The following is a 26,050-nucleotide window of genomic DNA, read 5'->3' as shown; positions in this document are numbered from 1 at the left end:
CCGCACGGTCTACCCGTCGATGCCGTACAGGCGCGCCCAGTTCTCGCGGCTCGTGAGCTCGGGCAGCGCTTCCTGCCAGACCGTCTTCATCCGGGGCGCTTCCTTGCGGAGCTGCCAGCACACCTTTGCGGCATGCTTTGCGAGTTCGACGGCAGTGTCCTTGTCGCGGTGACGCACCCGCACGGCGTTCTGCGAGGCGTCGGTGACGACGGCCTTGTCGAACAGCGACACGTGCCACCATGATGCGAAGTGCGCGGGCACGGTGACCGTCCGGCGGTCGACCTTGCCGGCGAACTGCTGCACCGCACGCTTGAGCAGCACCAGGCCCTCACGCTTCTTGTCGGGCTCGAACTGCCACACCGACATCTGCGTGTGCGGGTCGGATTCCTTGCCCACCTGCGCGGCCGACAACGGCTTCGTCTCGGGGTAGCGGTCGCGCAGTTCGCGCAGTTCCTTCAGCACCGACTGGCCGCCGTCGTGGAGGAAGTCCGGTCCGGCGAGGAAGTCCTCCGCGGCCTTGATGAAGGTCGCGGCGAGACCGTACTGCATCGAGACGATGAGCTCACTGATCTTGCGGAACAAGTACTTCGAGATGTCGTTGCCGTCGAAGCGCCCGTAGATGGACGAGACGATCAGGCCGTTGCGGATGCTGAAGTAGCGCGCCCAGTCGTCGTAGTCCTTGAGGTAGAAATCGGCGTGCCACACACCCGCATTGGGCAGGGTGACCGTCGGGTGACCCGCGTACCGGGCGCGGATGCCGTATTCGATGTCGTCCCACTGGAAGAACAGCGGGATGGGCAGGCCGCAGTCGGCGATGATCTCGGCGGGCAGCAGGCAGGTCCACCAACCGTTCCAGCCGGCGTCGAAACGCATGTCCTGCTTCTTCTTCACGAGATCGATGCCCATGCGCGCACCCGGAGTCAGTGCGCCGGCGGTGATCTCGTCGAGCACCTCACGCTCGGCCGAGACGTGCAGGACCTGCGGGTTGCTCAGCGACAACATCTGGGCGCCGACGATCGTCGGCTGCACCGTCATGTTCGCGAAAGCGTTGAGACGCAACACCGATTCGGGCTCGCACAGGATGTCGTCGTCCATGACGATGACGTTGGCGTGCTCGGCCTTGGCGGAACCGGTGATCTCGTACATGCCACGCGAGAAGCCACCCGCACCACCGAGATTCGGCTGGGTCAGGTAGATGAGCTTGTCGCCGAGCTTGTCGGCGACCTCGGCGAACGCCGAACGCGAGCGCACCTGATCGGTGCCCTGGTCGACGATGCACACCGCTTCGATGTCGGCCATCGCCCCATCGTCCGAGGCGAGAGTGCCGACGGTGACGGTGCAGTCGTCGGCGCGGTTGAACGTGCAGATGACGACAGCGGCGGGTCGCAGGCGCTCGGGTGCGGCGACCGTCCAGCGCGCGTCGGAGACGAGCACCGATCCGTTGCTGGCGTCGACGGCGAACCACATCGCACCGCCGTCGACGAACCGTTCGATCGGCAACTCGAGGTCGAGCTCGCCCGAACCCGACACCGTCTCGACCGTCACGATCCGCTCGCGTCCGCGGGCGTCGGAGGCCCACACGGTGAACTTCGCGGTACCGGAGCAGCCGTAGGTGAGCTGCAGGTTGACGGTCTTCACGTCGGTCCAGCGCTGCCAGAACGTCGCGGGGAAACGCCCGAAGTAGGTGTTGGTGTGGGCGGTCGCGCCGTCGGCGAGCTGCAGCCCGTAACGGTCGGACGCCGCGTCGCCCTTCGTGTGGACGTACATCTTCTCCGGCACGCGCGGCGACAGGGATGCGAAGACGCCGCGCTGGACGATCAGCCGGTCGCGACGCACCGGCTCGGTGAGAACCTCGTCCAGCGTGTCCGCGTCATGTCCGATCGTGCTTGTGTCGCCGGCAGCTGCCTGCTCCATCGGGCTACTCCCCGCTCGTGGTCGATCCGCTGTTTTCGATGCGACAGTAGCAGCGGAAACAGGAGCTCCACGGTTGTGTGCGTCGTGCACCAGTGTTTCGACCCATTCGCGAATTGTGCCGGGATCACCCCGAACGGCGCAGGTTATCCGCCCAGAACGCGCTCGGTGCGGCTGTAGCCGGCCTCGGTGACGTGCTTCTGTGGCGTCCACCACTGCTCGTTGGCGCGGTACCAGTCGATGGTCGCGGCCAGGCCTTCGCGGAAGTCGCGGTAGCGGGGCTGCCAGCCCAGTTCGGTGCGCAGGCGGGTCGCGTCGATGGCGTAGCGCAGGTCGTGGCCGGGGCGGTCGGTGACGAAATCGAACTCGCTGCGGTCCTTGCCGCACAGTTCGAGGACGGTTTCGACGACGGTGCGGTTGTCGGTCTCGCCGTCCGCTCCGATCAGGTAGGTCTCGCCGAGTTGCCCGTGTTCGATGATCGTCCATACCGCGCTGTTGTGGTCGTCGACGTGGATCCAGTCGCGCACGTTGGTGCCGGTGCCGTAGAGCTTGGGGCGCACACCGGTGAGCACGTTGGTGATCTGGCGGGGGATGAACTTCTCCACGTGCTGATAGGGGCCGTAGTTGTTCGAGCAGTTGGAGATGGTCGCGCGGACGCCGAACGAGCGCACCCAGGCGCGTACCAGCAGATCCGAGCCGGCCTTGGTCGAGGAGTAGGGGCTCGACGGGTTGTAGGCGGTGGCCTCGGTGAAGCGGGCGGGGTCGTCGAGGGCGAGGTCGCCGTACACCTCGTCGGTGGAGATGTGGTGATAGCGCACGTCGTACCTGCGGACGGCCTCGAGCAGCGTGAAGGTGCCCACCAGATTGGTCTGTACGAACGGTGCGGGGTTGGCCAGCGAGTTGTCGTTGTGGGATTCGGCGGCGAAGTGCACCACCAGATCGGTGTCGGCGACGAGCCGGTCGACGAGCTCGGCGTCGGCGATGTCGCCCTGGACGAAGGTGATCTTGCCGGAGACGGGGTCGAGGGAGGCGCGGTTGCCGGCGTAGGTGAGCTTGTCGAGCACGGTGACCTGCGTGTCGGGTCGTTCCGCGACGGTCTGATGGACGAAGTTCGCGCCGATGAAACCGGCACCACCGGTGACGAGCAGCCTCATTGGGGCAAGCCTACTCATGCGAGACTGTCCGACATGCGCGGAATCATCCTCGCGGGTGGGACGGGCTCGCGTCTGCATCCGATCACCCAGGGCGTGAGCAAGCAGCTCGTGCCCGTCTACGACAAGCCGATGATCTACTACCCGCTCTCGACGCTCATGCTCGCCGGGATCCGCGACATCCTCATGATCACCACCCCACACGACGCCGAGCAGTTCCACTGGTTGCTCGGCGACGGCTCGCAGTTCGGGGTGAACATCACCTACGCGATCCAGCCCTCCCCCGACGGTCTGGCGCAGGCCTTCGTGCTCGGCGCCGACCACATCGGCACCGACCCGGTCGCATTGATCCTCGGCGACAACATCTTCTACGGCCCGGGCCTGGGCACGCAGCTCAAACGCTTCGCGCACATCGACGGCGGGGCGGTCTTCGCGTACCGGGTGTCCGACCCGTCGGCCTACGGGGTGATCGAGTTCGACTCGACCGGTCGCGCCCTGTCGCTCGAGGAGAAACCCGACGACCCGAAGTCGAACTTCGCGGTTCCGGGTCTGTACTTCTACGACAACGACGTCGTCGAGATCGCCCGCTCGTTGACGCCGTCGGCGCGCGGCGAGCTGGAGATCACCGACGTCAACCGCACCTATCTGGAGGCGGGGAAACTGCAGGTCGAGGTGCTGCCGCGCGGCACCGCCTGGCTCGACACCGGCACCTTCGACTCGCTGCTCGACGCGTCGAACTATGTGCGCACCATCGAACAACGCCAGGGCCTGAAGATCGGCGCACCCGAGGAGGTCGCCTGGCGGCTCGGGTTCATCGACGACAAGCAGTTGCGCGCCGCGGCCGAGCCGCTGGTGAAGTCGGGCTACGGCAGCTACCTGCTGGATCTGCTCGAACGAGGAAAGGACCGCTAGGTGCAGTACCGCGAACTGACGATCGCCGGGGCGTGGGAGATCACGCCGAAACAGTTCGGCGACGACCGGGGTGTGTTCCTCGAATGGTTCAAGCAGGAGAGTTTCACCGACGCCGCCGGCCGGCCTCTGGAGTTGGCGCAGGCGAACTGCTCGGTCTCCGCCACCGGGGTACTGCGCGGCATCCACTACGCGGATGTCCCTCCGGGACAGGCGAAATACGTCACGTGCGTGTCGGGGTCGGTGCTCGACGTCGTCGTCGACCTGCGGGTCGGATCGCCGACCTTCGGACAGTGGGATTCGGTACTGCTGGACACGAAGGACCGTCGCGCGATCTTCCTGTCCGAGGGCCTCGGCCACGGTTTCCTCGCCCTCGAGGACAACTCGACCGTCGTCTACCTGTGTTCCACGGGCTACAACCCCGACCGCGAGCACGAGGTGCACCCCCTCGATCCGGAGATCGGGATCGACTGGCCCACAACAGGACCTGATGGCACCCCGCTGACCTACGAACTGTCGGCGAAGGATCGGGCGGCGCCCACCCTGACCGACGCCCGCGAAGCGGGTCGTCTCCCGAACTTCTGACGATTTGTGTGGATTCGACCCCGGTTTCCGGGGTTGGATCCACACAAATCGATCGGTGCGGAACCGGAACGACGATCACTGCGTCGAACCGGATATGAACTTGCGAAACGCGTACCGCATCATGGCCGCTCAGGACGGCGTCATCACTCGCGTGCAAGCACTCGACTGCGGGATGAACGCCTCCGCTGTCGACCGGCGGGTCGAGAACGGCGACTGGTTCGCGCTCGCACGCGGCGTCTACCTGCGTGCCGACCGGGAACGCACGCCGGCCGTGGAGCTACGGGCGGCCGTCTACGCGGCAGGCCCCCAGGCCGCGGCATGGGGTCCGAGCGCGGCATGGTGGCACGGCCTGCTCGACCGCGCCCCGTCTCTCCGCTACGTGACCGTGCCGCAGAAGCGCACCCTCGCCCGACGCCACGGGGTGCGGGTGCGCCGGCGCGACCTCCAGCGGCGCGACGTCGTCGTGGTTCGCGGTCTACCCGTCACCGCGCTGCCACTCACGGTGCTCGAAGCCGCCGTCGAAATACCGACGGGCTCGATGTTGATGGATCGCGCGCTGCAGCGTCACACCTCGCTGCCCGCACTCGAGCAGGCACATCGAAGGAATCTCGGGCGCCACGGCGCACCCCGCGCCGCTCATCTGCTGTGTTCGGCTCGCGAAGGTGGCCAATCGCAGGCCGAACGCATCTTCCACCGGCTGCTCCGCAGTGCGGGGTTCACCGGATGGCGAGCACATGCGATGAGCTGCGGCTTCGAGATCGACGTGGTGTTCGACGCCGAGCGTGTCGCGATCGAGATCGACGGGTGGGCCTGGCACTGCGACGCCGAGCGACACCGCCGCGACGCCGAGAGGCAGAACGTCCTGATCAACGCCGGCTGGCACGTGCTGCGCTTCACGTGGCACGCGATCACCCAGGAACCCGACGAGGTGGTGCGGCAGATCCGTCAGGCACTGAATCGGACTTCGGTGGGTTGAACCCCTCTGAGCGGGGTCGGATCCACCCGAATCAGCGGAGGCGGAAGATCACGGCCCGCTGGACGACGAAGTTGATCACCGTCGCAGTGCCCTGGGCGACGACGAAGGCGAAGGGCGTGACCCACCACTCGTCGCCGAGGGCTTCGTTGAGTACGCGGTTGATGCCGACCTGTGCGGCGAACGTCACTGCGTACAGGACCACCACTGCCGCGAAACGGACACGGCTCGGCGGGGCCTTGAAGGTCCAGCGGCGGTTGATCAGGTAGGCGGTGGTGGTGCCGGCCACGAACGACAGGGCCTTCGCGACGTCGCGGGTGACGCCCAGTGCCATGAGCAGGACGTACAGGCCGTAGTCCACGATCGCCGAGAACCCGCCGGTCAGGACGAACCGCGTGAGCTGCGTCTTGAGGTCCAGCGCCTCGTCGGCCGTCGAATCGGTCAACGGCAGTTCGGGAGCCAGCGGGGCGTGGTGCTCCGGCAGCGGCTGCACATGGTCGTGGGATTCCGGCACGCAGACGAGGGTAACGCCCGTGAGGAACAGCATCTTGCCGGGTGACCAGGACACACGGGTAGCCTTTACCCCGATGTCCACGACAGCTACGGAGCAGGCGAGCGAGCCGCTCCCCACCCAGACCCGCACCCTGACCGGCTGGGGGCGCACCGCGCCGACCACCGCAGAGGTGCTGTCCACCCCCGACGTCGAAGTGATCGCCAAGGCGGTCGCGCGGGTCGCGGAAGACAACGAGTCGAAGCCGTCGCACCTGCGTCGCGGTGTCATCGCACGCGGGCTCGGGCGCTCCTACGGCGACCCGGCGCAGAATGCCGGCGGGCTCGTCGTCGACATGACGGCGCTGAACAAGATCCACAGCATCGATCGCGACTCGCGGCGTGTGGTGGTGGACGGCGGCGTCGACCTCGACCAGCTCATGCGCGCCGCGCTGCCGTTCGGCCTGTGGGTCCCGGTTCTGCCGGGCACCCGCCAGGTGACGATCGGTGGTGCGATCGGCTCCGACATCCACGGCAAGAACCACCACAGCGCGGGCAGCTTCGGCAACCACGTGAAGTCGATCGACCTCCTCACGGCCGACGGCCAGGTCCGCACGTGCACGCCCACCGGACGCAATTCCAAGCTGTTCTGGGCGACCGTCGGCGGCATGGGTCTGACGGGCATCATCCTCCGCGCGACCATCGAGATGACCCCCACCGAGACGGCGTACTTCATCGCCGACGGTGTGGTCACCTCCACGCTCGACGAGACGATCGCTGTGCACAGCGACGGCTCGGAGGAGAACTACGACTACTCGAGCGCCTGGTTCGACGCGGTCGCTCCGCTGCCGAAGCTCGGTCGCGCCGCGATCTCCCGCGGTTCGCTCGCCAAGCTTGATCAGCTGCCGAAGAAGTTGCAGAAGGACCCGCTGAAGTTCGATGCGCCGACGCTGCTGACCTTCCCGGACGTCTTCCCGAACGGTCTGGCGAACAAGTACACCTTCTCGGCGGTGGGCGAGGTCTGGTACCGCAAGTCGGGCAACTACACCGGCAAGATCCAGAACCTGACGCAGTTCTATCACCCGCTCGACATGTTCGGTGAGTGGAACCGCGCCTACGGATCGAAGGGCTTCCTGCAGTACCAGTTCGTGGTGCCGCCGGAGTCCGTCGACGAGTTCAAGCGCATCATCGTCGACATCCAGAAGTCGGGGCACTACTCGTTCCTCAACGTCTTCAAGCTGTTCGGTGAGGGCAACAAGGCGCCGCTGAGCTTCCCCATGAAGGGGTGGAACATCTGCGTCGACTTCCCGATCAAGGCGGGTCTGAACGAGTTCGTGCGCAAACTCGACAAGCGGGTCCTCGAGTTCGGTGGTCGCCTCTACACCGCGAAGGATTCGCGGACCGACGCGGAGACCTTCCACGCCATGTACCCGCGGATCGACGAGTGGCTGAAGGTGCGCCGCTCCGTCGACCCCACGAACGTCTTCGCCTCCGATATGTCCAGAAGGTTGGAACTCCACTGATGATCAACGCCGTCGGCAATCCCCAGACCCTGCTGCTGCTCGGTGGCACCTCCGAGATCGGCCTGGCCATCGTCGAGGAGTACCTCCGCAAGGCCCCGGCCCGCGTGATCCTCGCGGCCCTGCCCGGCGACCCGCGTCGTGAGGACGCCGTCGCCCAGGCGAAGGCCGCGGGTGCGACGCAGGTCGACCTGATCGACTTCGACGCCCTCGACACCGCGAGCCACCCGGCCGTCATCGATCAGGCATGGAAGGACGGCGACGTCGACATCGCGATCGTCGCCTTCGGTCTGGACGCCGACGCCGAGGAGTTGTGGCAGAACCAGAGCAAGGCCGTGCGGGTCGCGGAGGTCAACTACACGGCTGCCGTCTCCGTGGGCGTGCTGGTGGGCGAGAGGATGAAGGCGCAGGGCTTCGGCCGCATCATCGCGATGTCGTCGGTCGCCGGTGAGCGCGTCAAGCGCGCCAACTTCGTCTACGGCTCCACCAAGGCCGGCCTCGACGGCTTCTACCTCGGACTCGGCGAGGCGCTGCGTCCGTTCGGTCCGCGCGTGACGGTCGTGCGCCCCGGCCAGGTGCGCACGCAGTTCAGCGCGCACGTCGACGAGGCGCCGCTCACCGTGAACAAGGAGGACGTCGCGAAGCTCGCGGTCGCGGCCTCCGATCGCGGCAAAGAGATCGTCTGGGCACCGGGCACCTTCCGGTTCGTGATGATCGTGCTGCGTCACCTGCCGCGCGCGATCTTCCGCAAGCTGCCGATCTGACAGACGCGCACCCGCTGCCCCGCCGGATCCGTTCCGGCGGGGCAGTCGTCTTCTCAGGTGTTACCTGACGTATCCGATCCCGTTGTGGATCATCCCGGGCGGCCCGTAGCACCAGTGGTTGATCGACCCTTCGTTCACGAAGACACCGTTCACGATGCCGTCCTGTCCCGCCTCGTTCGTCGCGTAGCCGACACCCGGCGCCCCGAGGAGGATGCACTGGTAGGGATGGACGCCGTGGTGGTCGTACAACCGGCCGTTGATGGGACCGCCGGGCTCACCCGGTTCGATCACCGGATACGCCGAGGCCTGCGCCGCCCCGAAGACGAGGAGAGGTGCCGTCGCGAGCATTGCAAGGGCCGCACGAACCGCTTTACCTGTCATGATCTGAGCCTTTCGTTCGGATTCCCCGAGCCGTACCCGACGGCCCGGTTTCCCGACGCAACTTCCAGGATGAAGGTCCCGACTGCTGGATGACGACGTTTTTGCAGCACGGATCGGGCCGCCACTCGTCCCGCGGACGCATCTCTATGCTCGTGGGGTGCTCGCCGACACTCCTGTAGCAGTAGCCCCGTTACGCCGTGCCGTCTCGACGCTCGTGCAGTTCGTCTGCGCAGCGCTCGTCGCAGCGCTCGTCGCGGCGGTGGGGCTGTTCGCCTTCGACCGCGTGCAGTGGCCGGCGTTCAACTCGTCGAACGTGACGCAGGCCGTCACCACCGTCCTGCAGTTCGCGGCGCTCGCCGTACTCGGCCTGTCGATCTACCTGCTGCGTCGCCGCAGATGGGTGACGGGGGCTCGGGTGTTGTCGTGGGCGGCGTTGTCCGGTCTGGTCACCGCGACCCTCGGGATGCCGTTGGCTGCGACCCGCCTCTATCTCCACGGCATCTCCGTCGACCAGGAGTTCCGCACCCAGTTCCTCACGCGTCTGACGGACAGCGCGGCGTTGCGCGACATGAACTACGCCGACCTGCCGTCGTTCTATCCGGCCGGGTGGTTCTGGATCGGTGGGCGTGTCGCGAATCTGCTGGGCATGGACGGCTGGGAAGTGTTCAAGCCTTATGCGATCGGTTCGCTGGCGGTCGCGGCGGTCGTCGCCCTGGTGTTGTGGTCCGAGCTCGTCCGCTCTGACCTGGCGGTGCTCGCTGCCACCGCGACGACGCTCGTCGTGCTGGCCTACGGTTCGCCTGAGCCCTACGGAGCGGTGATCGCTGTGCTGGTCGCGCCGGCGTTGGTGCTGGCCTGGGGCGGTTTCCTGCCCGCCGTGCGTGGTGGCCGTGTGCGGCAGGGCTGGGGTGCCGTCGTGGGCACGGGCTTGTTCCTCGGCCTCGCCGCGACCTTCTACACCCTCTATCTCGGTATCGCCGCGTTCGCGGTGACGGTGATGGCCGTCGTCGCGGCGTACCTCGCGCGTCGCGCCGCCGGGTCGTGGCGGGCAGTTCTTCCGGTGCTCGTGCGCCTCGTGGTGATCGCGGTGATCGCGATGCTCGTCGCGTTGATCGTGTGGGCGCCGTTCGTGTTCGACGTGCTGGGCGGCAATCCCCCGTCCGAGTCCGGTACCGCGACGCACTATCTGCCCGATGCCGGTGCGCGACTGCCGTTGCCGATGTTCCACATGTCTCTGATCGGACTGTTGTCGTTGCTGGGCACCGTGTGGCTCGTGGGACGCGCGTCGTCGTCGCACAGGGCGCAGGCGCTCGGACTCGGCGTGATCGCGGTCTACCTGTGGTACCTCGCGTCGATGGCATCGACCGCCGTGGGCAATACCCTGCTCGCGTTCCGCCTCGAGGTGATCCTGCTCGTTCTGCTCGCTGCGGCAGGCGCATTCGCCTTCGTCGACTTCTCGCGGTGGATCAGTCTGGCGACCAGCGAGAATCCGCGTGTGCGCAGGGTGCTCGTGGCGGTGGGTGCTCTCGGTGCGCTGGCGTTCACCCAGAACATCCCGCAGGCGCTCGGGGGTGATATCACCGTCGCCTACACCGACACCGACGGTGCCGGCGAACGCGCCGACCAGCGACCCGCCGGTGCCGCGTCCTACTACGCCGAGGTGGACGACGTCCTGCTGTCCCAGCTGGGCGGCGAACGTGACGACCACGTGGTCCTCACGGCCGACACGTCCTTCCTCGCCTACTACCCGTACTTCGGTTTCCAGGCCCTGACCTCGCACTACGCCAACCCGCTGGCGGAGTTCTCCGCGCGTGCCGCGGCTATCGAGGAGTGGTCGGAACTCTCCTCCCCCGACGAACTGCTCGCCGCGTGGGAGGAGCTGCCGTGGCGAGCCCCCGACGCCGTCGTCTTCCGACAGGGCGCCGAGGGCTACACGCTGCGACTGGCCGAGGACGTCTACCCGAACGATCCCAATGTGCGGCGGTACACGGTGACCTTCCCCAAGGAACTGTTCGACGATCCCCGATTCGCCGTGACCGAGGTGGGACCGTTCGTCGTCGTCACCGCGACAGGCGAATCGGCATGATGCGGCGAACTCCGATGTCGCGCAACCACAATCCACCCCAGACGAAGATGCCGGTGTAGATCGGGAAGAGGGTTGTGCTGACGATCGGCTGTTCGGTGAGCAGATTGGTCGCGACGGCACCACCGAGGTAACCGGTGAGCAGAACTGCACCGAGGATCGCGGTGGGCGGCAGCACGTAGGCGATCAGGCAGATCAGCAGGACCACACCGAACACGCGGTTGAGGCTCGGGTCGAACCCGAGATCGGCCATGGCCTCCTGCACCTGCGAGACGTTGGCGATGTGGATGATCGAGTCCCACAGCAGGAACAGGACGACGAGGCCGCTGACGATCAGGCCTGCGATACGAGCGGTGCGTGAGGGGGCCGCGGCGGTGTCGTCGCGGGTGCTTGCGGTGGACGGGGTGAAGGTGTTCATGACGACCTCCTGGTAGGTGGGCAGCGGTGCTGGCGCAGATACCGACCGGGCAGGAGCCGGAAACTCATCGCCGCTGCGGTAGGGTCTCGGCGAGTCGTACGGGGGGTACGACGGAATCGGGGGATTCGATGAGCGACGTTCTGTATGTGCCGATCCGACGCCGCGACAGTTCCGGGCAGGTCGAACTGGAGATGCGCACTCTGCCCGACGGCCGGTTGGCGTTGCCCGCCTACACCTCGCTGGAGGAACTGGTCCGTTGTTGCGGACCTCGGCAGCCGTGGATGGGTGTCGACAGCACAGGACTGCGGGAGATCCACCGGACCACCGGGTACGACGTGGTCCTGCTCGACGGCCGACAACCACCGCCACCCCGGGTCGAGGACGAAGACCGTCCGTTCGAGGATCCACTCGGCAGGAGAGCGACCCGGTGAGCATCGACATCGGCGACCTCGACACGGTTGCGAAGCTCCTGGCGACCGGAGCGATGGGAATCGACGAACTCGGATCCGATCCCGCACCGATACCCGACGCGGGTGCCGCCACCCCGCTGCTCGTCGAAGCTCTCGGGTCGATCGCTTCCGCGCTGGACGCGGCGGTCCGGTCGCTGGCCGGTGCGGCAGACGCCACCCAGGACAGTCTGCGCGCCTACCAGGACGCCGAGTCGCACACGGCGCAGGAGATCGCGAAGGCCGGTGAGGGATGAGCCTCGACACCCGGGTCTTCGGCGACCCCACCTCCTGCTACGCATGTGCGGATTCGCTCGCTGCCCTCGCCACGGGCGTGAACGACCGACTGAAGGCGGCGCGCGACGGACGCACCGAGTCCGAATACGAGTTCAGAAGTCCGGCGGGAGAAGCATTCCGGACGATACTCGACCGCGTCATCACAGGGACGGCCGAGGCCGCAGACCAGATCGACGTGATTGCCGTTGCCCTGCGCGCATTCGCCGACGGGCTCGTCACCGCCCGGTCACGCATGTCGCAGGCCGAGGTGACAGCAGCGGAAGCCGGCATTCCCGTGGAGTACGGCGTCGGGATCGGTGAACCGGTCGACGTCGACCCGAATTCGTACGACATTGCGCTCCAAACCCTTCGGGCAAAGCAGATCGCGGCATACGAGACGGCTGCGGGACTCGTTACGGAAGGTCGCGCGGTCGAGGCCGCAGCGCACAGCGCGATTGCGGAAGCCCTGCGCGGGCCGACGGCGATCCTGAAGGATGCAGAAGCCCAGTGGGGATGGCTGGTTCTGCACACAGTCGGTGGGTATCTGGCTACGGCGGTTTCCGAGTTGTCGAGATGGGGCGAGGAAGCCGCTACGCGAGGTGCAACCCTCGCCCGACTGCGTGAGCTTGCTGCCGAAGCGGCGCGGCTGGGTGATCCGTACCCGGAAGCGACAGCAGCCAGGGCTGTTCGAGCCTTCCAAGGCGGGGCGGACGATGCTGCGCGGTTCGCTGCGGAGAATTCTCGATTGCTTTCTGGGCTCGGTGACAACAAGTTTGTCCGAATGCTCGGCAGCAACCTCGGCGAGCCTTTCCCTAGAGGCTCGGCCCTGTCAAGTATCGGTTCAAAATTGCCGTTCCTGGGATTAGCGCTGACCGGCGCCCAGACAGCAAATGATTTGATGGATGCCGAAACAACTGGTGACGCCGTAAAGGCAGTTGCAAAGGACATCGGCGGATTTGTGGCCGGAACCGTAGCGACCGAACTGATTCTCGCGAGTGCAGCAGGAGGCCCCGTCACGCTGCTCGCTGTCGGCGCGGGAGTCGGTGTCGCGTTCGGCGTCGGTGAAGTGATCGAACACTGGGACGACATCTCGGGTGCCGCAGGCTCTGCGGCCCGCTGGGTGGGAAGCCTTTTCTGAGGGAAAATGGATATCACTGATCTTCCTTCGATGCCGGATTCGAGCACAGGAGAGCCTCGCCCTCCCCGGGCGCCCCGCATCTACCACGGCACGGAATACACACCACTCGGCCGCAGACCACGGAACCCGCCAGATGCACCGAACCACCTCGGCCCCACTCTCGAATGGCTCCAACCCACCGTCCGCGATAAATACATCAGCGCATTGTTGATAGCGGGAATCTTGATCGTGTACCTCACCGTCATCAACGGAGATTTCCGCTGGATCCACTGGTGGATCATGTGGGTCATCATCATCGGAAGTGCCCTGTTGTTGTTCCGGGGCATCGGGAATCACTGGACCGCAGCGGGTATCAACTGGGTTCAATGGCGCGAAGATTGGGTCGACACATACCAACTCACCCGCATCCAGTTCTCTGCTGACGGCTACAGCCGCGTTCTTCGTTTGAAGGATGCACACGGCAACAAGATCCATTCGTTCAAGATCAGCGAGATCCAACGCAACCCCGACCTGTGGGACCTCGTCTACAACGGCATCCTCCACTCCGTCGCGTCGGGCAACTGCGACATCGACGCCAAGACCCGCCACATCCTGAAGATTCCCTACGAACTCGGGCCGCGCCCAACCAGAAGCGAACGCACCAGAGGACGGCGGCGTAGAGGGTGAGGACGTCTCCGGGCCTACGGCAGTCGTGAGGCCAGCAACTCCGCCAGGTGCGTGCCGCGCCGCGTCGTGAGGTCGCCGAGTTGGGTACGGCACGAGTACCCGTCGGCGAGGATCACCGCGTCCTCCGATGCCACCTCGACTGCCGGAAGCAGTTGGGTCCGCGCGACCGCCACCGACACGTCGTAGTGCCCGCGTTCGACGCCGAAGTTCCCGGCCAGGCCGCAGCAGCCGGCGAGTTGCTGCACGTCGGCACCCGCGCGTCGCAGAAGGGCGGCATCGGCACCCCAGCCCATGACGGCGTGGTGGTGACAGTGGGGTTGCGCGACGATCCGCGTTCCCTCCAGCGGGGGCGGTTCCCAGTCGGTGAGGAGTTCGGCGAGGGTTGTGGTGCTGTCGGCCACGAGACGCGCGGGCGCGGACCCGAGTAGTTCGACCGCGTCGGAGCGCAGGACGGCGGTGCACGACGGTTCGAGCCCGACGATCGGCATGCCGCTGCGGAAGAGTTCGGCGACGGTGCGGCCCACGATCTTCCGTGCCTGGTCGAGCTGGCCGGTGGTGATCCATGTCAGCCCGCAGCAGCGGGGTTCGTCGGTGATGTGCACGCTGTATCCGGCGGTCTCGAGGACACGCACGGCAGCGGCTCCGATCTCCGGGGTGAAGTATTCGGTGAAGGTGTCGACGAACAGCAGCACCGGGTCGCCCGTGCGGGATCGTTGCGGGAGGGTGTCGGCGAACCACTTCCGGAAGGTGCGGGGAGCGAACGCCGGAACATGGCGGCGTCGATCGAGACCGGCGACGGTCAGGCCGAGCGGGGCGACACCCGGGATCCGGGTCAGAGCGTTGACCACCCGCGGCGCGCGGGAGGCGATCGCTGCCCACTGCGGCAGCCTGCCGAGACCGTAGTGACTCGCGGGCCTGCGTCGTCCTCGGTAGGTCTGGTGCAGCACTTCGGATTTGAGGGTCGCCATGTCGACGCCGGTCGGGCAGTCGGACAGGCATCCCTTGCACGACAGGCACAGATCGAGTGCTTCGTGTACCTCCGGCGACTGCCACGACTCGTCGACGAGGTGCCCGTTGAGCATTTCCTGCAACGCCCGGGCACGCCCGCGGGTGGAGTCCTTCTCCTCGCGGGTCGCGAGGAAGGACGGGCACATCACCCCACCGGTGCCGGTGTTGTCGGCGCGGCACTTGCCGATCCCGGTGCACCGGTGGACGGCCTGCGTGAAGTCGCCGCCGTCCTCGAGATAGCGGAAGGCCAGGTCCTCGCGAACCTTCCGCGCGGCCGGGACGCGGAGGTCGACGTCGACGGGGCGCGGGTCGACGAGCACTCCGGGGTTGAGGATGTTCTCCGGATCGAAGACCGACTTCACGGCCCCGAACAGCGCGAGCGCGTCGGGCGAGTACATCAGGGGCAGCAGTTCGCTCCGGGCGCGGCCGTCGCCGTGCTCCCCCGACATCGACCCGCCGTATTCGGCGACGAGTTTGCCTGCTTCGAAGAGGAATTCGCGGAACAGTCCGGGAACCTCGAGCGGGATGTCGAGACGGATGTGGATGCATCCGTCGGCGAAGTGCCCGTAGGGATAGCCGGTGACGTCGTATCCGGCGAGCAGTTCCTCGAAGTCGCGGAGATAGTCGCCGACGCGGTGGGCGGGGACGGCGGCGTCCTCCCATCCCGCGTGTGCGGGCAGCCCCTTCGGACTTCTCGCGGACAGGCCGGCCCCCTCCTCCCGGATACGCCACAGAGCGGCGGCCCGCGCCTGATCCTCGACGTGAAGGACGTCGGTCGCGGCTGCGGCCTGCGCGAGTGCCCTCGCCCGGTCGCGCACCTCGTCGGCGTCGTCGCCGGCCAGCTCGACGAACAGCCACGCCGCACCCGACGGGAGGGGCGGCACCGCCTCCGGTCCGCGCCGGTGCCGGACGATGTCGACGATCCGCGAGTCGAGCCCCTCGCACGCGGTGGGCCGGAAACCGAGCAGTCCGTGCGCGGCGTTCCCGGCGGCGACGATGTCGGGATAGCCGAGCACGACCATCGTGCGTACGGCGGGGTCGGCGACCAGCTGCACCGTCGCCTCGGTCGTGATCCCGAGCGTGCCCTCGCTGCCGACGAACAGTTTCCGGACGTCGAATCCGTGCTCCGGCAACAGATGCTCGAGGGCGTAGCCCGACACCTGCCGGCCGAAGCGACCGAATTCGGTGCGGATTGTCGCGAGATCGCGCGCGACGATCCCCCGCAGCGGGTCGAGTGTCGGGTCCTCGCCGGGCAGCGTCAGCGGGTGCCCGGTGCCGGTGAGCACCTCGAGCGCGACGACGTTGTCGGATGTGCGGCCGTAGCCGAGCGCGCGCGCCCCACACGCGTTGTTGCCGATCATCCCGCCGATCGTGCACCGGTTGTGGGTGGACGGGTCGGGACCGAAGCGCAGACCGTGCGGTGCCGCGGCGCGCTGCAGCTCGGCCTGCACGACACCCGGTTGCACCCGCGCGGTCCGGGTCTCGGGGTCGACGGAGAGCACCCGGTTCAGGTGACGCGAGAAGTCGATGACGACGCCGGGCCCGACGGCGTTGCCCGCGAGCGAGGTGCCGGTGCCGCGGGAGGTGAGGGGGACGCCCTCCCGCCGGCACACGTCGAGGGTCGTGGCGACGTCGTCGATCGACCGGGCGCGCACCACGGCCTGTGGTGGGACGCGATAGAGAGAGGCATCGGACGAGTACAGCGCGCGTGTGGTCGAGTCGTCGCAGACCTCCCCGATGCCCGCCGCGCGGAGAGCGCGCCCGATCGGGGTGGAGGTCTTCATACACAGCGATGCTAGTTGCGGGAGGTATCGCTCCGGACGTGGTCCGACAGAACCCGTGGAGTACCTGCGAGTAGTGCGAGCGGAGCGGCGCGAGGCCGGACCGTGACGGGACTCGCCTAGCATCGACGCTTGTGCCAGCCGATACCGCTTCGCCCGGGAAAACCGATTCGTCCGACCCGACATCGCGCATCCGCACAGCGCGGATCGTCGCGATCGTGTCGGGTCTGCTCGGGTTCGTGCTGGCTCTGACCCTTCCGTTCCTGCCGGTCCGGCAGGAGACCGGCGAACTGCAGTGGCCGCAGAACGGCAGCGTCGACAGTGTCGAGGCGCCGCTCGTCACCTACGCCCCGCTCACGCTTCGGGTGAGTGTGCCGTGCGCGGCGGCATCGCAGCTCGGTTCCGACGGTGGCACCCTCGTCTCGACCATCCCGTCGGGCTCCCCGGACGCCACGGCGGAGGGCCTCGTGATCCGCGCGGTACCCGGCGAGGACGGTGCGCCCGGCACCGTGGAGGCCGTCCTGCGCAACTCGGTGCTCGTCTCCGCGCCGCTCGACGAGCCGTGCACGGCGGTGACGGTCGCATCGAACTCCGAACGCACGGCCGCCGAGATCGTGGGCGCGGACCCGCCGGTCGCGATCGAACTCGAGGGCGACGAGCGGCCGCAGATGGTCGGTGTCTTCAGCGACCTCACCGACCCCTCGGGCTCCTTCGACCCCGAGGGTGACGACTCCACGGAACGGTTGTCGGTGCGCGCCGAGCTCGACTCGCGGTTCACGTCGACGCCTACGGTGCTCAAGCTCCTCGCGATGATCGTGTGCGCGCTCGCAACGTTGGTCTCCCTCGTCGCCCTGCATCGCCTGGACGGGATCGACGGACGCCGCGCCCGCCGGTTCCTGCCGGCCCGTTGGTGGCGGTTCACCTTCGTGGACGCGGTGGTCGTGGGCACCCTGTTGCTCTGGCACATCCTCGGCGCGAACACCTCGGACGACGGTTACATCCTCAACATGGCGCGGGTGTCCGACGAGGCCGGATACATGGCCAACTACTTCCGCTGGTTCGGTGTGCCCGAGGCGCCGTTCGGCTGGTTCTACGACGTGCTCGTCGTGTTCGCGCAGGTCTCGACGTCGAGCGTGTGGATGCGCGTGCCCACGCTGATCGCGGCGATCCTGTGCTGGATGGTCATCAGCCGCGAGGTCATCCCGCGGCTCGGTGTCGCCGTCCGGCACAGCCGGGTGTCGCTGTGGACGGCCGGGCTGGTCTTCCTCGCCTTCTGGCTCCCCTACAACAACGGTCTGCGGCCCGAGCCGATCATCGCGGTCGGTGCACTGCTGACCTGGTGTTCGGTCGAACGCGCCATCGCGACCGGGCGCATGCTGCCCGCCGCGATCGCGGTGCTCATCGCGGCCTTCTCCCTCGCTGCCGGCCCGACCGGCCTGATCGCGGTGGCCGCGCTCGTCGCCGGGATGCGCCCGCTGGTGAAGGTGCTCGTCGCGCGCCGGCATCTCGTCGGTGTCGTCGCGCCCCTCGCGCCGATCCTCGCGTCGGGCACGGTCGTGCTCATCGCGGTCTTCGCCGACCAGACACTCGCGTCGGTCCTCGAAGCGACCCGTGTGCGGTCGGCCGTGGGCCCGAACGTGCCGTGGTTCGACGAGCGGTTGCGCTGGGACGCGCTGCTCACCGTCTCTCCCGACGGTTCGCTGGCCCGCCGGTTCGGCGTGTTCGTGATGCTGTTGTGCCTGGTCGTGTGCGTCATGCTGATCCTGCGCAAGGGCCGCATCCCGGGCACCGCGATCGGACCGTCGCGCCGCATCCTCGGCATCGTCTTCGCGTCGTTGCTGCTCATGATGCTCACTCCGACGAAGTGGACGCATCACTTCGGTGTGTACGCGGGCCTGGCCGCGTCGGTGGCTGCGCTCGCCGCGATCGGGGTGGGCTCGGTCGGCATCCGGTCGGCCCGCAACCGGGCTCTGTTCACCGCCGGGGTGCTGTTCGTCCTGGCGATGGCGTTCACCGGCTCGAACGGCTGGTGGTACGTCTCGAGCTACGGCGTCCCGTGGTGGGACAAGCCGCCGTCGATCTCCGGTTTCGGCTTCTCCACGGCACTGCTCGGCCTGACGGTGCTCGCCCTGCTCCTCGCCGCGTGGTTCCACCTGCGCGAGCCGTTCACGACACCGCGGCCCGACCGCAACGGCAAGGTGCGGGCCCTGGCGTCGGCGCCGCTGACGCTGGTCGCGGCGGCGGTGGTGCTGTTCGAGGTGCTGTCGCTGCTCAAGGGCGCGGTCTCGCAGTACCCGGCCTATTCGATCGCCAAGTCGAACGCGGCGGCCCTGACCGGTGATCACTGCGGTCTCGCCAACGAGGTGCTCGTCGAGTCCGATCCGAACGCGACGATGCTGCAGCCTCTCGACGGTGATCCGGGCGAGGCCCTGGGCGCCGGCACCGCCGTCGGTTTCACCCCGAACGGCGTGGCGCTCGACCTGACCGCCGACGCGGAGACCACCACGACCGGTGGCGCCAACACCGTCGACAGCGAGGAGGGCGGCACCACCACCTCCACCAGTGCCGGCACCGAGGGCGGTCGCACCAGCAACGAGGGCATCAACGGCAGTACCGTGAAGCTCCCCTTCGGCCTCGACCCGCAGACCACGCCCGTCCTCGGCAGCTACCGATCCGGCGTGCAGCAGTCGGCCGAGCTCGAATCCGGCTGGTACGCGCTGCCGGAGCGCACCGACGAGACACCGCTGCTGGTCGTGACCGCGGCGGGACGCGTCCGCTACGTGGACCCCGACGGTGTCATCACCCCGGGTCAGGACGTGCTGCTGGAGTTCGGTTCGTCGTCCGGGGACGAGGTGACGCCGCTGGCCACGCTCGCCCCGATCGACATCGGCCCGTCGCCGTCCTGGCGCAACCTGCGCGTGCCGAGCGACGCGATCCCGGCCGACGCCGACGCCGTGCGCATCGTCGTGGACGACGGTGACCTCTCCCCCGACCAGTGGGTCGCGGTCACGCCGCCGCGGATGCCGCGCATGCAGACCCTGCAGGAGGTCGTCGGATCCGACGCCCCGGTCCTCATCGACTGGTCGGTGGGTCTCGCCTTTCCGTGCCAGCGACCGTTCGGACATCGCAACGGTGTCGCCGAGGTCCCCGAGTACCGCATCCTCCCGGACCGCGTCGGGGCCGACGCGACGAACGGCTGGCAGGACGACATCGGCGGTGGGCCGCTCGGCTGGATCCCGCTGCTGCTGAACGCCGAGGCCGTCCCGACCTATCTGAACCACGACTGGGATCGCGACTGGGGATCGCTCGAGCAGTACCGTCCGATCGACCCGGATGCCTCCCCCGCGGAGGTCACCACCGACGTGACGACCCGCTCCGGCCTGTGGTCGCCGGGCCGCATCCGTGACGGCGTCCCGGTCCTGCTGGAGTAAGGGCGAGTGCCGTCACACCACGTCGCCGGATACCATCGACTCCCGTGCCCGACGACGTGACGACCTCACCCGCGCCTGCTCCGACCGCCCCACGGTCGATGGGCGAGGACCTTCGCACTCGGTACCGGACCGCGCGACTCGTCGCCGTCGTCGCCGGGTTGCTCGGCATGATCCTGGCGCTGGCCACACCGTTCCTCCCGGTCCGCGTGACCGAGGCGACGATGTCGTGGCCGCAGGATTCTGCGGCGACCGACGTCGAACTGCCGTTGATGTCGCAAGTCCCCCTCCAGTTCCGTGCCACCGTGCCGTGCAGCGCCGTCGCGGAGATGCCGGGCGACGGCGGGATGCTGCTCGCGACCGCCCCCACCAACGGGCAGGACGCCGCGCTCAACGCGATGTTCGTGCGGGTCGGCGCCGAGAACGTCGACGTGCTCGACCGCAACGTGGTGGTCGCGACCGCGCCGCGCGCCGACGTCGAGTCGGGTGCGTGCAGCGAACTGCAGATCTTCTCCGACTCCGAACGCACCACCGCCGAGTTCGTCGGCCTCTCGGACGAGAACGGCAACCCGCGGGCCGGTGAACTCACCGGCGACCTGCGACCGCTCGTCGTGGGCGTGTTCAGCGACCTGCCCAGCGCCGTCCCCGGCCTCGACGTCACCGTCGATGTCGACTCCCGGTTCACGTCGTCGCCGACACTGGTCAAGTCCCTCGCGATGATCCTGGCGGTGCTGTCGACGGCGCTCGCGCTCGGCGCGCTGGCCAAGCTCGACGGCACGGACGGTCGCGGTCACCGTCGCTTCCTGCCCGCCCGCTGGTGGAAGTTCACCGGCGTCGACGTCGTCGTGGTCCTCACGCTCGTCGGCTGGCACTTCTTCGGCGCGAACACCTCGGACGACGGCTACCTGCTGACCATGGCCCGGGTGTCGGAGAACTCCGGCTACATGGCCAACTACTTCCGCTGGTTCGGCGTCCCCGAAGCTCCCTTCGGCTGGTACTACGACGTGCTGGCGGCGTTCGCGAAGATCTCCACGGCCAGCCCGTGGATGCGCATCCCCGCTCTGATCGCCGGAATCCTGTGCTGGATGGTCATCAGCCGCGAGGTGGTGCCGCGCCTCGGCCGGGCCGTGCGACACAACCGCATCGCACTGTGGACGGGCGGACTGGTCTTCCTCGCCTTCTGGCTGCCCTACAACAACGGTCTGCGGCCCGAGCCGATCGTCGCTCTCGGTGCGCTGCTGACCTGGTGCTCGATCGAGCGTGCCATCGCGACCGGGCGTCTGCTGCCCGCCGCGACGGCGGTGTTCATCGGTGCGTTCACGCTCGCCGCGGCACCGACCGGCCTGATGTGTGTGGCCGCCCTCATCGCCGGTATCCGGCCGATGACGCGGATCATCGTGCGCCGCCACCGCGAGGTGGGCACCCTGCCGCTGCTCGCACCGATCGGCGCCGCCGGGTTGCTCGTGCTCGTCGTGGTGTTCTCGGATCAGACCCTCGCCGCGGTCCTCGAGGCGACCCGCGTGCGCACCATCATCGGCCCCAACGAGGAGTGGTGGAACGACTTCCTCCGCTACTACTACCTGATGGTGCAGACCGTCGACGGGTCGCTGCCGCGCCGCTTCGCGTTCCTCACGATGCTGCTGTGCCTGTTCACGACGCTGTTCGTGCTACTGCGCCGCCGTCGTATCCCCGGCGTCGCCGTGAGCCCGACCTGGCGTCTGCTCGGCATCGTCTTCGGCACGATCTTCTTCATGATGTTCAACCCCACGAAGTGGACCCACCACTTCGGGGCGTACGCGGGCATCGCCGGTTCGCTCGCGACGGTCACGGCCGTCGTGGTCTCCGCGAGCGCGTTGCGGTCGCGCCGCAACCGCACGATCTTCCTCGCCGGACTGCTGTTCGTCCTGGCAGTGTCGTTCGCCGGCATCAACGGCTGGTGGTACGTCTCGAGCTACGGCGTGCCGTGGTTCGACAAGACCGTCTCGCTGAGCGGCTACCAATCCAGCTCGCTGTTCCTGGTCCTGTTCGGTCTCGCGCTCGTGCTCGTCGCGTGGCAGTACCTCCGCGAGGGCTACGCACCTCCGCCGGAGTCGCCCGAGACGAAGAAGGGCCGGCGGATCCGCGCACTCGCGGCCGCGCCGCTCACCGTCGTCGCCGCGGCGATGGTGCTGTTCGAAGTGCTGTCGTTGCTCAAGGGCGCGGTGTCGCAGTACCCGGCGTACTCGCTCGCCCGCTCCAACATCGGGGCCGTCGCCGGGCAGACGTGCGGTCTCGCGAACGACGTACTCGTCGAGGCCGACCCCAACGAGGGACGCCTCGAACCGATCATCGATTCCGCCAACCCGCCGGCGAACGACGACCCGCTCGCCGGTGCGTCCCCGCGCGGCTTCACTCCCGACGGCGTGCCGTCCGACCTGACCGCCGACTACGTCGAGGTCAAGCCGGGCCAGGGCAACACCGACAATCAGAGCGTCGGTCCGACCTTCGAGACCGGCGCGGGCGGCGGCACCACGGGTGGTTCCGGTGCGCAGACCGTCAACGGCAGCACCGTGCGCCTGCCCTTCGGGCTCGACCCGTCCGTCACCCCGGTGCTCGGCAGCTACCAGGAGGGTGTGCAGGAACCCGCCGCGCTCACGTCGAGCTGGTACGCCCTGCCCGAGATCACCGACGAGACGCCGCTGGTGATCATCTCCGCGGCCGGTCGCATCTGGTCGTACGACGACACCGGTGCACTGACCTACGGCCAGTCGCTGCTCGTCGAGTACGGCACCCGCCAGGCCGACGGCAGCGTCGAGGCGAAGGGCACCTACCTGCCGCGCGACATCGGCCCCGCGCCGTCGTGGCGGAACCTGCGTGTGCCGCTCGCCGACCTGCCCGACGACGTCGACGCCGTCCGCATCGTCGCCAACGATCCCAATCTCACCGGCGACCAGTGGCTGGCGTTCACGCCGCCGCGTGTGCCGACCCTCGAGCGGCTCGACGCCCAGCTCGGCTCCGATCAGCCGCTCCTGCTGGACTGGGCCGTGGGTCTGCAGTTCCCGTGCCAGCGGCCGTTCGACCACTGGGCCGGTGTCGCCGAGATGCCGAACTACCGGGTCCTCCCCGACCGTCCTCTCGCGGTGTCGTCGACCGACACCTGGCAGTCCGCCGACAACGGTGGTCCGCTCGGTTTCGCGGAGGTCCTGGCGCGCCCCGAGCAGGTGCCCACCTACCTGGAGAACGACTGGGGTCGCGACTGGGGTTCGGTGGAGCGGTACGTGCGCTTCTACCCGAATGCGCAGCCGGCCGAACTGACCACCACCGAGGTGACACGGTCGGGTCTGTGGAAGCCCGCGCCGATGCGCGTCTACGAGTGACGGGTGGGGCGAAAGTAACGAAAGTGCTTGTCGGGACGACGTTCCTGGCATGACAGCGTTACGGAAGTTCGGCCTTGCCACTGCGACCGGCGTGGCGCTCGTACTCGGCGTCCTCAATGCACCAGTGGCCGCGGCGGCTCCGGTCGACGCCACCACGCTCACCCGGGTGGTCGGTTCCGGTTCCACCGGCTCGTTCGGCTACGGCGGAGCGCTCGTCAACGAGACGGTCTCGGTGACCGTCGATCCGGAGCGCCCCGGCACCTCGACATTCCACGGGAGCATGTGGTGCTACTGCACCGTCGACTGGACGAACCTGTCGACCGGCGCGCGCGGCACGGTGGAGCTTCCCGTCCGCCCGATGATCGGCGGTGGACTGTCCGGCAATCCCGTGGCCGAGACCGGGTCCGGTCGGATCGTCGCCGTGGTGACCGCCCCGGGCTTCACCTATCTGCCCGGTGTCGGCAGCTGGACGGTTCCCTGATCTTCCGGGCGAGGCAGGGTCGGAGCATCTCAGAATCGGGTTTCGGTTATCTAGAATGAGCGGGTGACCACCGAGAATTCAGCTGGGTCGACCCTGTCCCCCCGCGCCTCCGAGGCCGTGAAGCGAAGCCTGACGCCCCGACAGGAGGCTGCGAGCCGCGACGTCGACACTCTGATCCGGTGCGGACGCGAACTGCTCACCCGGGGCGAACCCGCGCGCGTCGCCGACATCGTGGCCGCCGCGGGACTCTCCAACGACGCCTTCTACCGCTACTTCAAGAGCAAGGGCGATTTCGTCGACGCCGTCGTCGAGGAGGGCGGTCACCGACTCGTCCGGTATCTGCGTCACAAGATCGACCAGGCCGCCGATCCCGACGCCGCCCTGCGTGCCGGCATCGCGGCCGTCCTGAACCAGGCCGTCGATCCCGAGATCGCCGCCGCCACCCGCAACGTCGTGTCCTCCGCCGGCGGCCGGTCGCACGCACCGAAGGTGCGCGAGGATCTGGAGAAGGCGGTCGCGGAGGTGCTCGCCGGTCCCATCGCCGACCTGGGATCGGCCGACCCGCAACGGGATTCGCTCACCACCTCGATCCTGCTGCTCGCGGTGATGGAGCATCTGCTGTGGCGGGACGCATCCACCTTCGACGCCGACGCAGAGGTCGAGCAGATCGTCGGATACGCGCGACGGGGCCTGCGCACGTCCTAGTGCACAGACCCCGTCGGCGAGGGTTCTCCGGCTGTTCTACAGCGGCAGCAGGTGATGCTTCCGCGGGTTCTTGAACACTTCCTTGTCGCGGAGGAGGGTCAGCGCCTTGCGGATCTCGAGGCGGGTCGTCGACGGCTCGATCACCGCGTCGACGTATCCGCGCTCGGCCGCGATGTACGGCGTCGCCACGTGCTCGTTGTAGAAGTTGATGAGCTGCTGTCGCACCGCCGGGGCGTTCTCGCCCGCGGCCTCGATCTGCCGGCGGCCGATCACCGCGACAGCCGATTCGGCACCCATCACGGCGATACGCGCGGTGGGCCACGCGAAGTTGATGTCGGCGCCGAGCTGCTTCGAACCCATCACGGCGTAGCCGCCGCCGTAGGCCTTGCGGACCACGACCGTCACCTTCGGGACCGACGCCTCGACGTACGAGAACAGGAAGCGGCCACCACGCTTGATGACGCCGATCTTCTCCTGCTCGACACCGGGCAGGAAGCCGGGGGTGTCGACGACGAACACGAGCGGGATGTCGTAGGCGTCGCACACGCGCACGAAGTGCGCGGCCTTGTCGGCAGCGGCCGCGTCGAGCGCACCCGACAGGTACAGCGGCTGGTTCGCCACGACACCGACGGCATGACCGTCGACACGCGCGTAGCCGGTGATGATGTTCGGCGCGGTCTGCGAGCGGACCTCGAGGAACTCGCCGTCGTCGAAGATCTTCAGCAGGATGTCGTGCATGTCGTAGCCGGAGTTGTCGGCGTCGGGCATGAACGTGTCGAGTTCGAGATCGTCGGGGGTGATCTCCGGTTCGAGACCGGGGTTGACGATCGGCGGCTTCTCCTGCGCGTTGGACGGCATGTAGCTCAGGTACTGCCGCACCCACTCGAAGGCGGCCTTCTCGTCGGGCGCGACGTGGTGCACGTTGCCGTACTCGGCCTGCTGACGGGCACCGCCGAGCTCCTCGAGGCTCACGCTCTCACCGGTGACCGCCTTGATGACGTCGGGGCCGGTGACGAACATGTGCGAGCCCTCGGTGGCGACCACGACGTCGGTGTTGATCGGCGCGTAGACCGCACCACCGGCGCAGTTTCCGACGATCACCGAGATCTGCGGGCACAGACCCGACAGCGGCTCGTGACGCTTGCCGATCTCGCCGTACCAGGCGAGCGAGGTGACGGCGTCCTGCACGCGGGCACCACCGGAGTCGTTGATGCCGACGACCGGGCAACCGATCTTGAGTGCGAAGTCGAGGACCGCGGCGACCTTACGGCCGAACATCTCGCCGACGCTGCCGCCGAAGACGGTCTGGTCGTGGGAGAACACCGCGACCGGGCGGCCGTCGACCGTGCCGTGCCCGACGACGACGGCGTCGCCGTACATCGCATCGTCGCGGCCGGGCGTCTTCATCAGTGCGCCGATCTCGACGAAGCTGCCCCGATCGAGCAGCATGTCGATGCGCTCGCGAGCGCTCGGGATGCCCTTCTTCGCGCGCTTGGCGATCGCGAGTTCGCCGGCAGGCTCCTTCGCGATCTCCAGCTTCTCGCGCAGCTCGGCCAGCTTCTGTGCCGTGGTGCTCACTTG

21 protein-coding genes are annotated in these 26,050 nt (G+C 68.0%); 14 read left to right on the top strand and 7 right to left on the bottom strand.

Annotated elements, in window-relative coordinates:
* Window positions 1–9 precede the first annotated feature (9 nt).
* Both U9J23_RS01190 and rfbB read right to left on the bottom strand, forming a co-directional pair.
* Entirely contained in the window at window positions 10–1,914 is a 1,905-nt protein-coding gene (locus U9J23_RS01190) for a glycosyltransferase (RefSeq protein ID WP_059382156.1), read from the bottom strand.
* A gap of 143 nt (window positions 1,915–2,057) precedes the next feature.
* Window positions 2,058–3,065, bottom strand: a complete 1,008-nt coding sequence (gene rfbB, locus U9J23_RS01185) for a dTDP-glucose 4,6-dehydratase (protein WP_106200781.1) — start codon at window positions 3,063–3,065, stop codon at window positions 2,058–2,060.
* 33 nt (window positions 3,066–3,098) lie between these two features.
* Between rfbB and rfbA the strand changes: the two genes are divergently transcribed.
* The 3 genes from rfbA (at window position 3,099) to U9J23_RS01170 (ending at window position 5,532) form a co-directional block, all read left to right on the top strand.
* Window positions 3,099–3,974, top strand: a complete 876-nt coding sequence (rfbA, locus tag U9J23_RS01180) for a glucose-1-phosphate thymidylyltransferase RfbA (RefSeq protein WP_272266415.1) — start codon at window positions 3,099–3,101, stop codon at window positions 3,972–3,974.
* Window positions 3,975–4,556 (top strand): dTDP-4-dehydrorhamnose 3,5-epimerase, encoded by a 582-nt coding sequence (gene rfbC / locus U9J23_RS01175; protein WP_085468777.1) that lies wholly within the window; start codon window positions 3,975–3,977, stop codon window positions 4,554–4,556.
* Window positions 4,557–4,650: 94 nt separating this feature from the next.
* A complete protein-coding gene (locus tag U9J23_RS01170) occupies window positions 4,651–5,532 on the top strand; it encodes a type IV toxin-antitoxin system AbiEi family antitoxin domain-containing protein (RefSeq protein WP_085468810.1) in 882 nt (293 codons plus the stop codon).
* A gap of 31 nt (window positions 5,533–5,563) precedes the next feature.
* Here U9J23_RS01170 and U9J23_RS01165 read toward each other — a convergent pair whose 3' ends face one another.
* On the bottom strand, window positions 5,564–6,097 hold the full coding sequence (locus U9J23_RS01165) for a GtrA family protein (RefSeq protein WP_229579915.1): 534 nt from the start codon (window positions 6,095–6,097) through the stop codon (window positions 5,564–5,566).
* A 19-nt stretch (window positions 6,098–6,116) separates the two neighbouring features.
* On the opposite strand from U9J23_RS01165, the gene U9J23_RS01160 reads away from it, so the two are divergent.
* Both U9J23_RS01160 and U9J23_RS01155 read left to right on the top strand, forming a co-directional pair.
* Window positions 6,117–7,541 carry an FAD-binding oxidoreductase gene (locus U9J23_RS01160; RefSeq protein ID WP_085468776.1) on the top strand — a complete coding sequence of 475 codons (1,425 nt, stop codon included), beginning with the start codon at window positions 6,117–6,119 and terminating at the stop codon, window positions 7,539–7,541.
* Window positions 7,541–8,302, top strand: coding sequence for a decaprenylphospho-beta-D-erythro-pentofuranosid-2-ulose 2-reductase (locus U9J23_RS01155; protein ID WP_059382149.1), 762 nt, complete (start codon window positions 7,541–7,543; stop codon window positions 8,300–8,302). Before U9J23_RS01160 ends, U9J23_RS01155 begins: the two co-directional genes overlap by 1 nt.
* Before the next feature lie 60 nt (window positions 8,303–8,362).
* Here U9J23_RS01155 and U9J23_RS01150 read toward each other — a convergent pair whose 3' ends face one another.
* Window positions 8,363–8,683, bottom strand: a complete 321-nt coding sequence (locus U9J23_RS01150; protein WP_143533355.1) for a hypothetical protein — start codon at window positions 8,681–8,683, stop codon at window positions 8,363–8,365.
* Window positions 8,684–8,840: 157 nt separating this feature from the next.
* Here U9J23_RS01150 and U9J23_RS01145 point away from each other — a divergent pair, with 157 nt between their 5' ends.
* Window positions 8,841–10,769, top strand: coding sequence for a galactan 5-O-arabinofuranosyltransferase (locus tag U9J23_RS01145; RefSeq protein ID WP_218775622.1), 1,929 nt, complete (start codon window positions 8,841–8,843; stop codon window positions 10,767–10,769).
* On the opposite strand, the gene U9J23_RS01140 is transcribed toward U9J23_RS01145, so the two are convergent.
* Entirely contained in the window at window positions 10,744–11,184 is a 441-nt protein-coding gene (locus U9J23_RS01140; protein ID WP_085468774.1) for a DoxX family protein, read from the bottom strand. The two genes, U9J23_RS01145 and U9J23_RS01140, sit on opposite strands and share 26 nt — an antisense overlap.
* Window positions 11,185–11,312: 128 nt before the next feature.
* Between U9J23_RS01140 and U9J23_RS01135 the strand changes: the two genes are divergently transcribed.
* The 4 genes from U9J23_RS01135 to U9J23_RS01120 are packed head-to-tail and all read left to right on the top strand — an operon-like array spanning window position 11,313 to window position 13,710.
* Window positions 11,313–11,615: an SAV_915 family protein gene (locus U9J23_RS01135; RefSeq protein ID WP_085468773.1), complete on the top strand. Its 303-nt coding sequence runs from the start codon at window positions 11,313–11,315 to the stop codon at window positions 11,613–11,615.
* On the top strand, window positions 11,612–11,887 hold the full coding sequence (locus U9J23_RS01130; protein WP_272266414.1) for a hypothetical protein: 276 nt from the start codon (window positions 11,612–11,614) through the stop codon (window positions 11,885–11,887). Before U9J23_RS01135 ends, U9J23_RS01130 begins: the two co-directional genes overlap by 4 nt.
* The gene (locus U9J23_RS01125) at window positions 11,884–13,044 is read left to right on the top strand and encodes a hypothetical protein (protein ID WP_272266413.1); all 1,161 of its coding nucleotides are present in this window, start codon (window positions 11,884–11,886) and stop codon (window positions 13,042–13,044) included. Before U9J23_RS01130 ends, U9J23_RS01125 begins: the two co-directional genes overlap by 4 nt.
* A gap of 6 nt (window positions 13,045–13,050) precedes the next feature.
* Window positions 13,051–13,710, top strand: coding sequence for an outer membrane lipoprotein carrier protein LolA (locus tag U9J23_RS01120; protein WP_228525993.1), 660 nt, complete (start codon window positions 13,051–13,053; stop codon window positions 13,708–13,710).
* Window positions 13,711–13,724: 14 nt separating this feature from the next.
* Here U9J23_RS01120 and U9J23_RS01115 read toward each other — a convergent pair whose 3' ends face one another.
* Window positions 13,725–16,502 (bottom strand): FAD-binding and (Fe-S)-binding domain-containing protein, encoded by a 2,778-nt coding sequence (locus tag U9J23_RS01115; RefSeq protein WP_145709244.1) that lies wholly within the window; start codon window positions 16,500–16,502, stop codon window positions 13,725–13,727.
* Between the two features lie 131 nt (window positions 16,503–16,633).
* Between U9J23_RS01115 and U9J23_RS01110 the strand changes: the two genes are divergently transcribed.
* The 4 genes from U9J23_RS01110 to U9J23_RS01095 all read left to right on the top strand — a co-directional run bounded on the left by U9J23_RS01110 (window position 16,634) and on the right by U9J23_RS01095 (window position 24,469).
* Window positions 16,634–19,930: an arabinosyltransferase domain-containing protein gene (locus U9J23_RS01110; RefSeq protein ID WP_326600963.1), complete on the top strand. Its 3,297-nt coding sequence runs from the start codon at window positions 16,634–16,636 to the stop codon at window positions 19,928–19,930.
* 44 nt (window positions 19,931–19,974) lie between these two features.
* A complete protein-coding gene (locus U9J23_RS01105; protein ID WP_106200790.1) occupies window positions 19,975–23,283 on the top strand; it encodes an arabinosyltransferase domain-containing protein in 3,309 nt (1,102 codons plus the stop codon).
* A 49-nt stretch (window positions 23,284–23,332) separates the two neighbouring features.
* Window positions 23,333–23,764 (top strand): hypothetical protein, encoded by a 432-nt coding sequence (locus U9J23_RS01100; RefSeq protein ID WP_059382136.1) that lies wholly within the window; start codon window positions 23,333–23,335, stop codon window positions 23,762–23,764.
* Between the two features lie 63 nt (window positions 23,765–23,827).
* Window positions 23,828–24,469, top strand: coding sequence for a TetR/AcrR family transcriptional regulator (locus U9J23_RS01095; RefSeq protein WP_085468766.1), 642 nt, complete (start codon window positions 23,828–23,830; stop codon window positions 24,467–24,469).
* Window positions 24,470–24,505: 36 nt separating this feature from the next.
* Here U9J23_RS01095 and U9J23_RS01090 read toward each other — a convergent pair whose 3' ends face one another.
* On the bottom strand, window positions 24,506–26,047 hold the full coding sequence (locus U9J23_RS01090) for an acyl-CoA carboxylase subunit beta (protein ID WP_085468765.1): 1,542 nt from the start codon (window positions 26,045–26,047) through the stop codon (window positions 24,506–24,508).
* Window positions 26,048–26,050 lie beyond the last annotated feature (3 nt).

This window comes from Rhodococcus sp. PD04, from assembly GCF_035918275.1.
Classification (GTDB): domain Bacteria; phylum Actinomycetota; class Actinomycetes; order Mycobacteriales; family Mycobacteriaceae; genus Rhodococcus; species Rhodococcus rhodochrous.
This window is presented reverse-complemented; position numbering and strand designations above follow the sequence as displayed.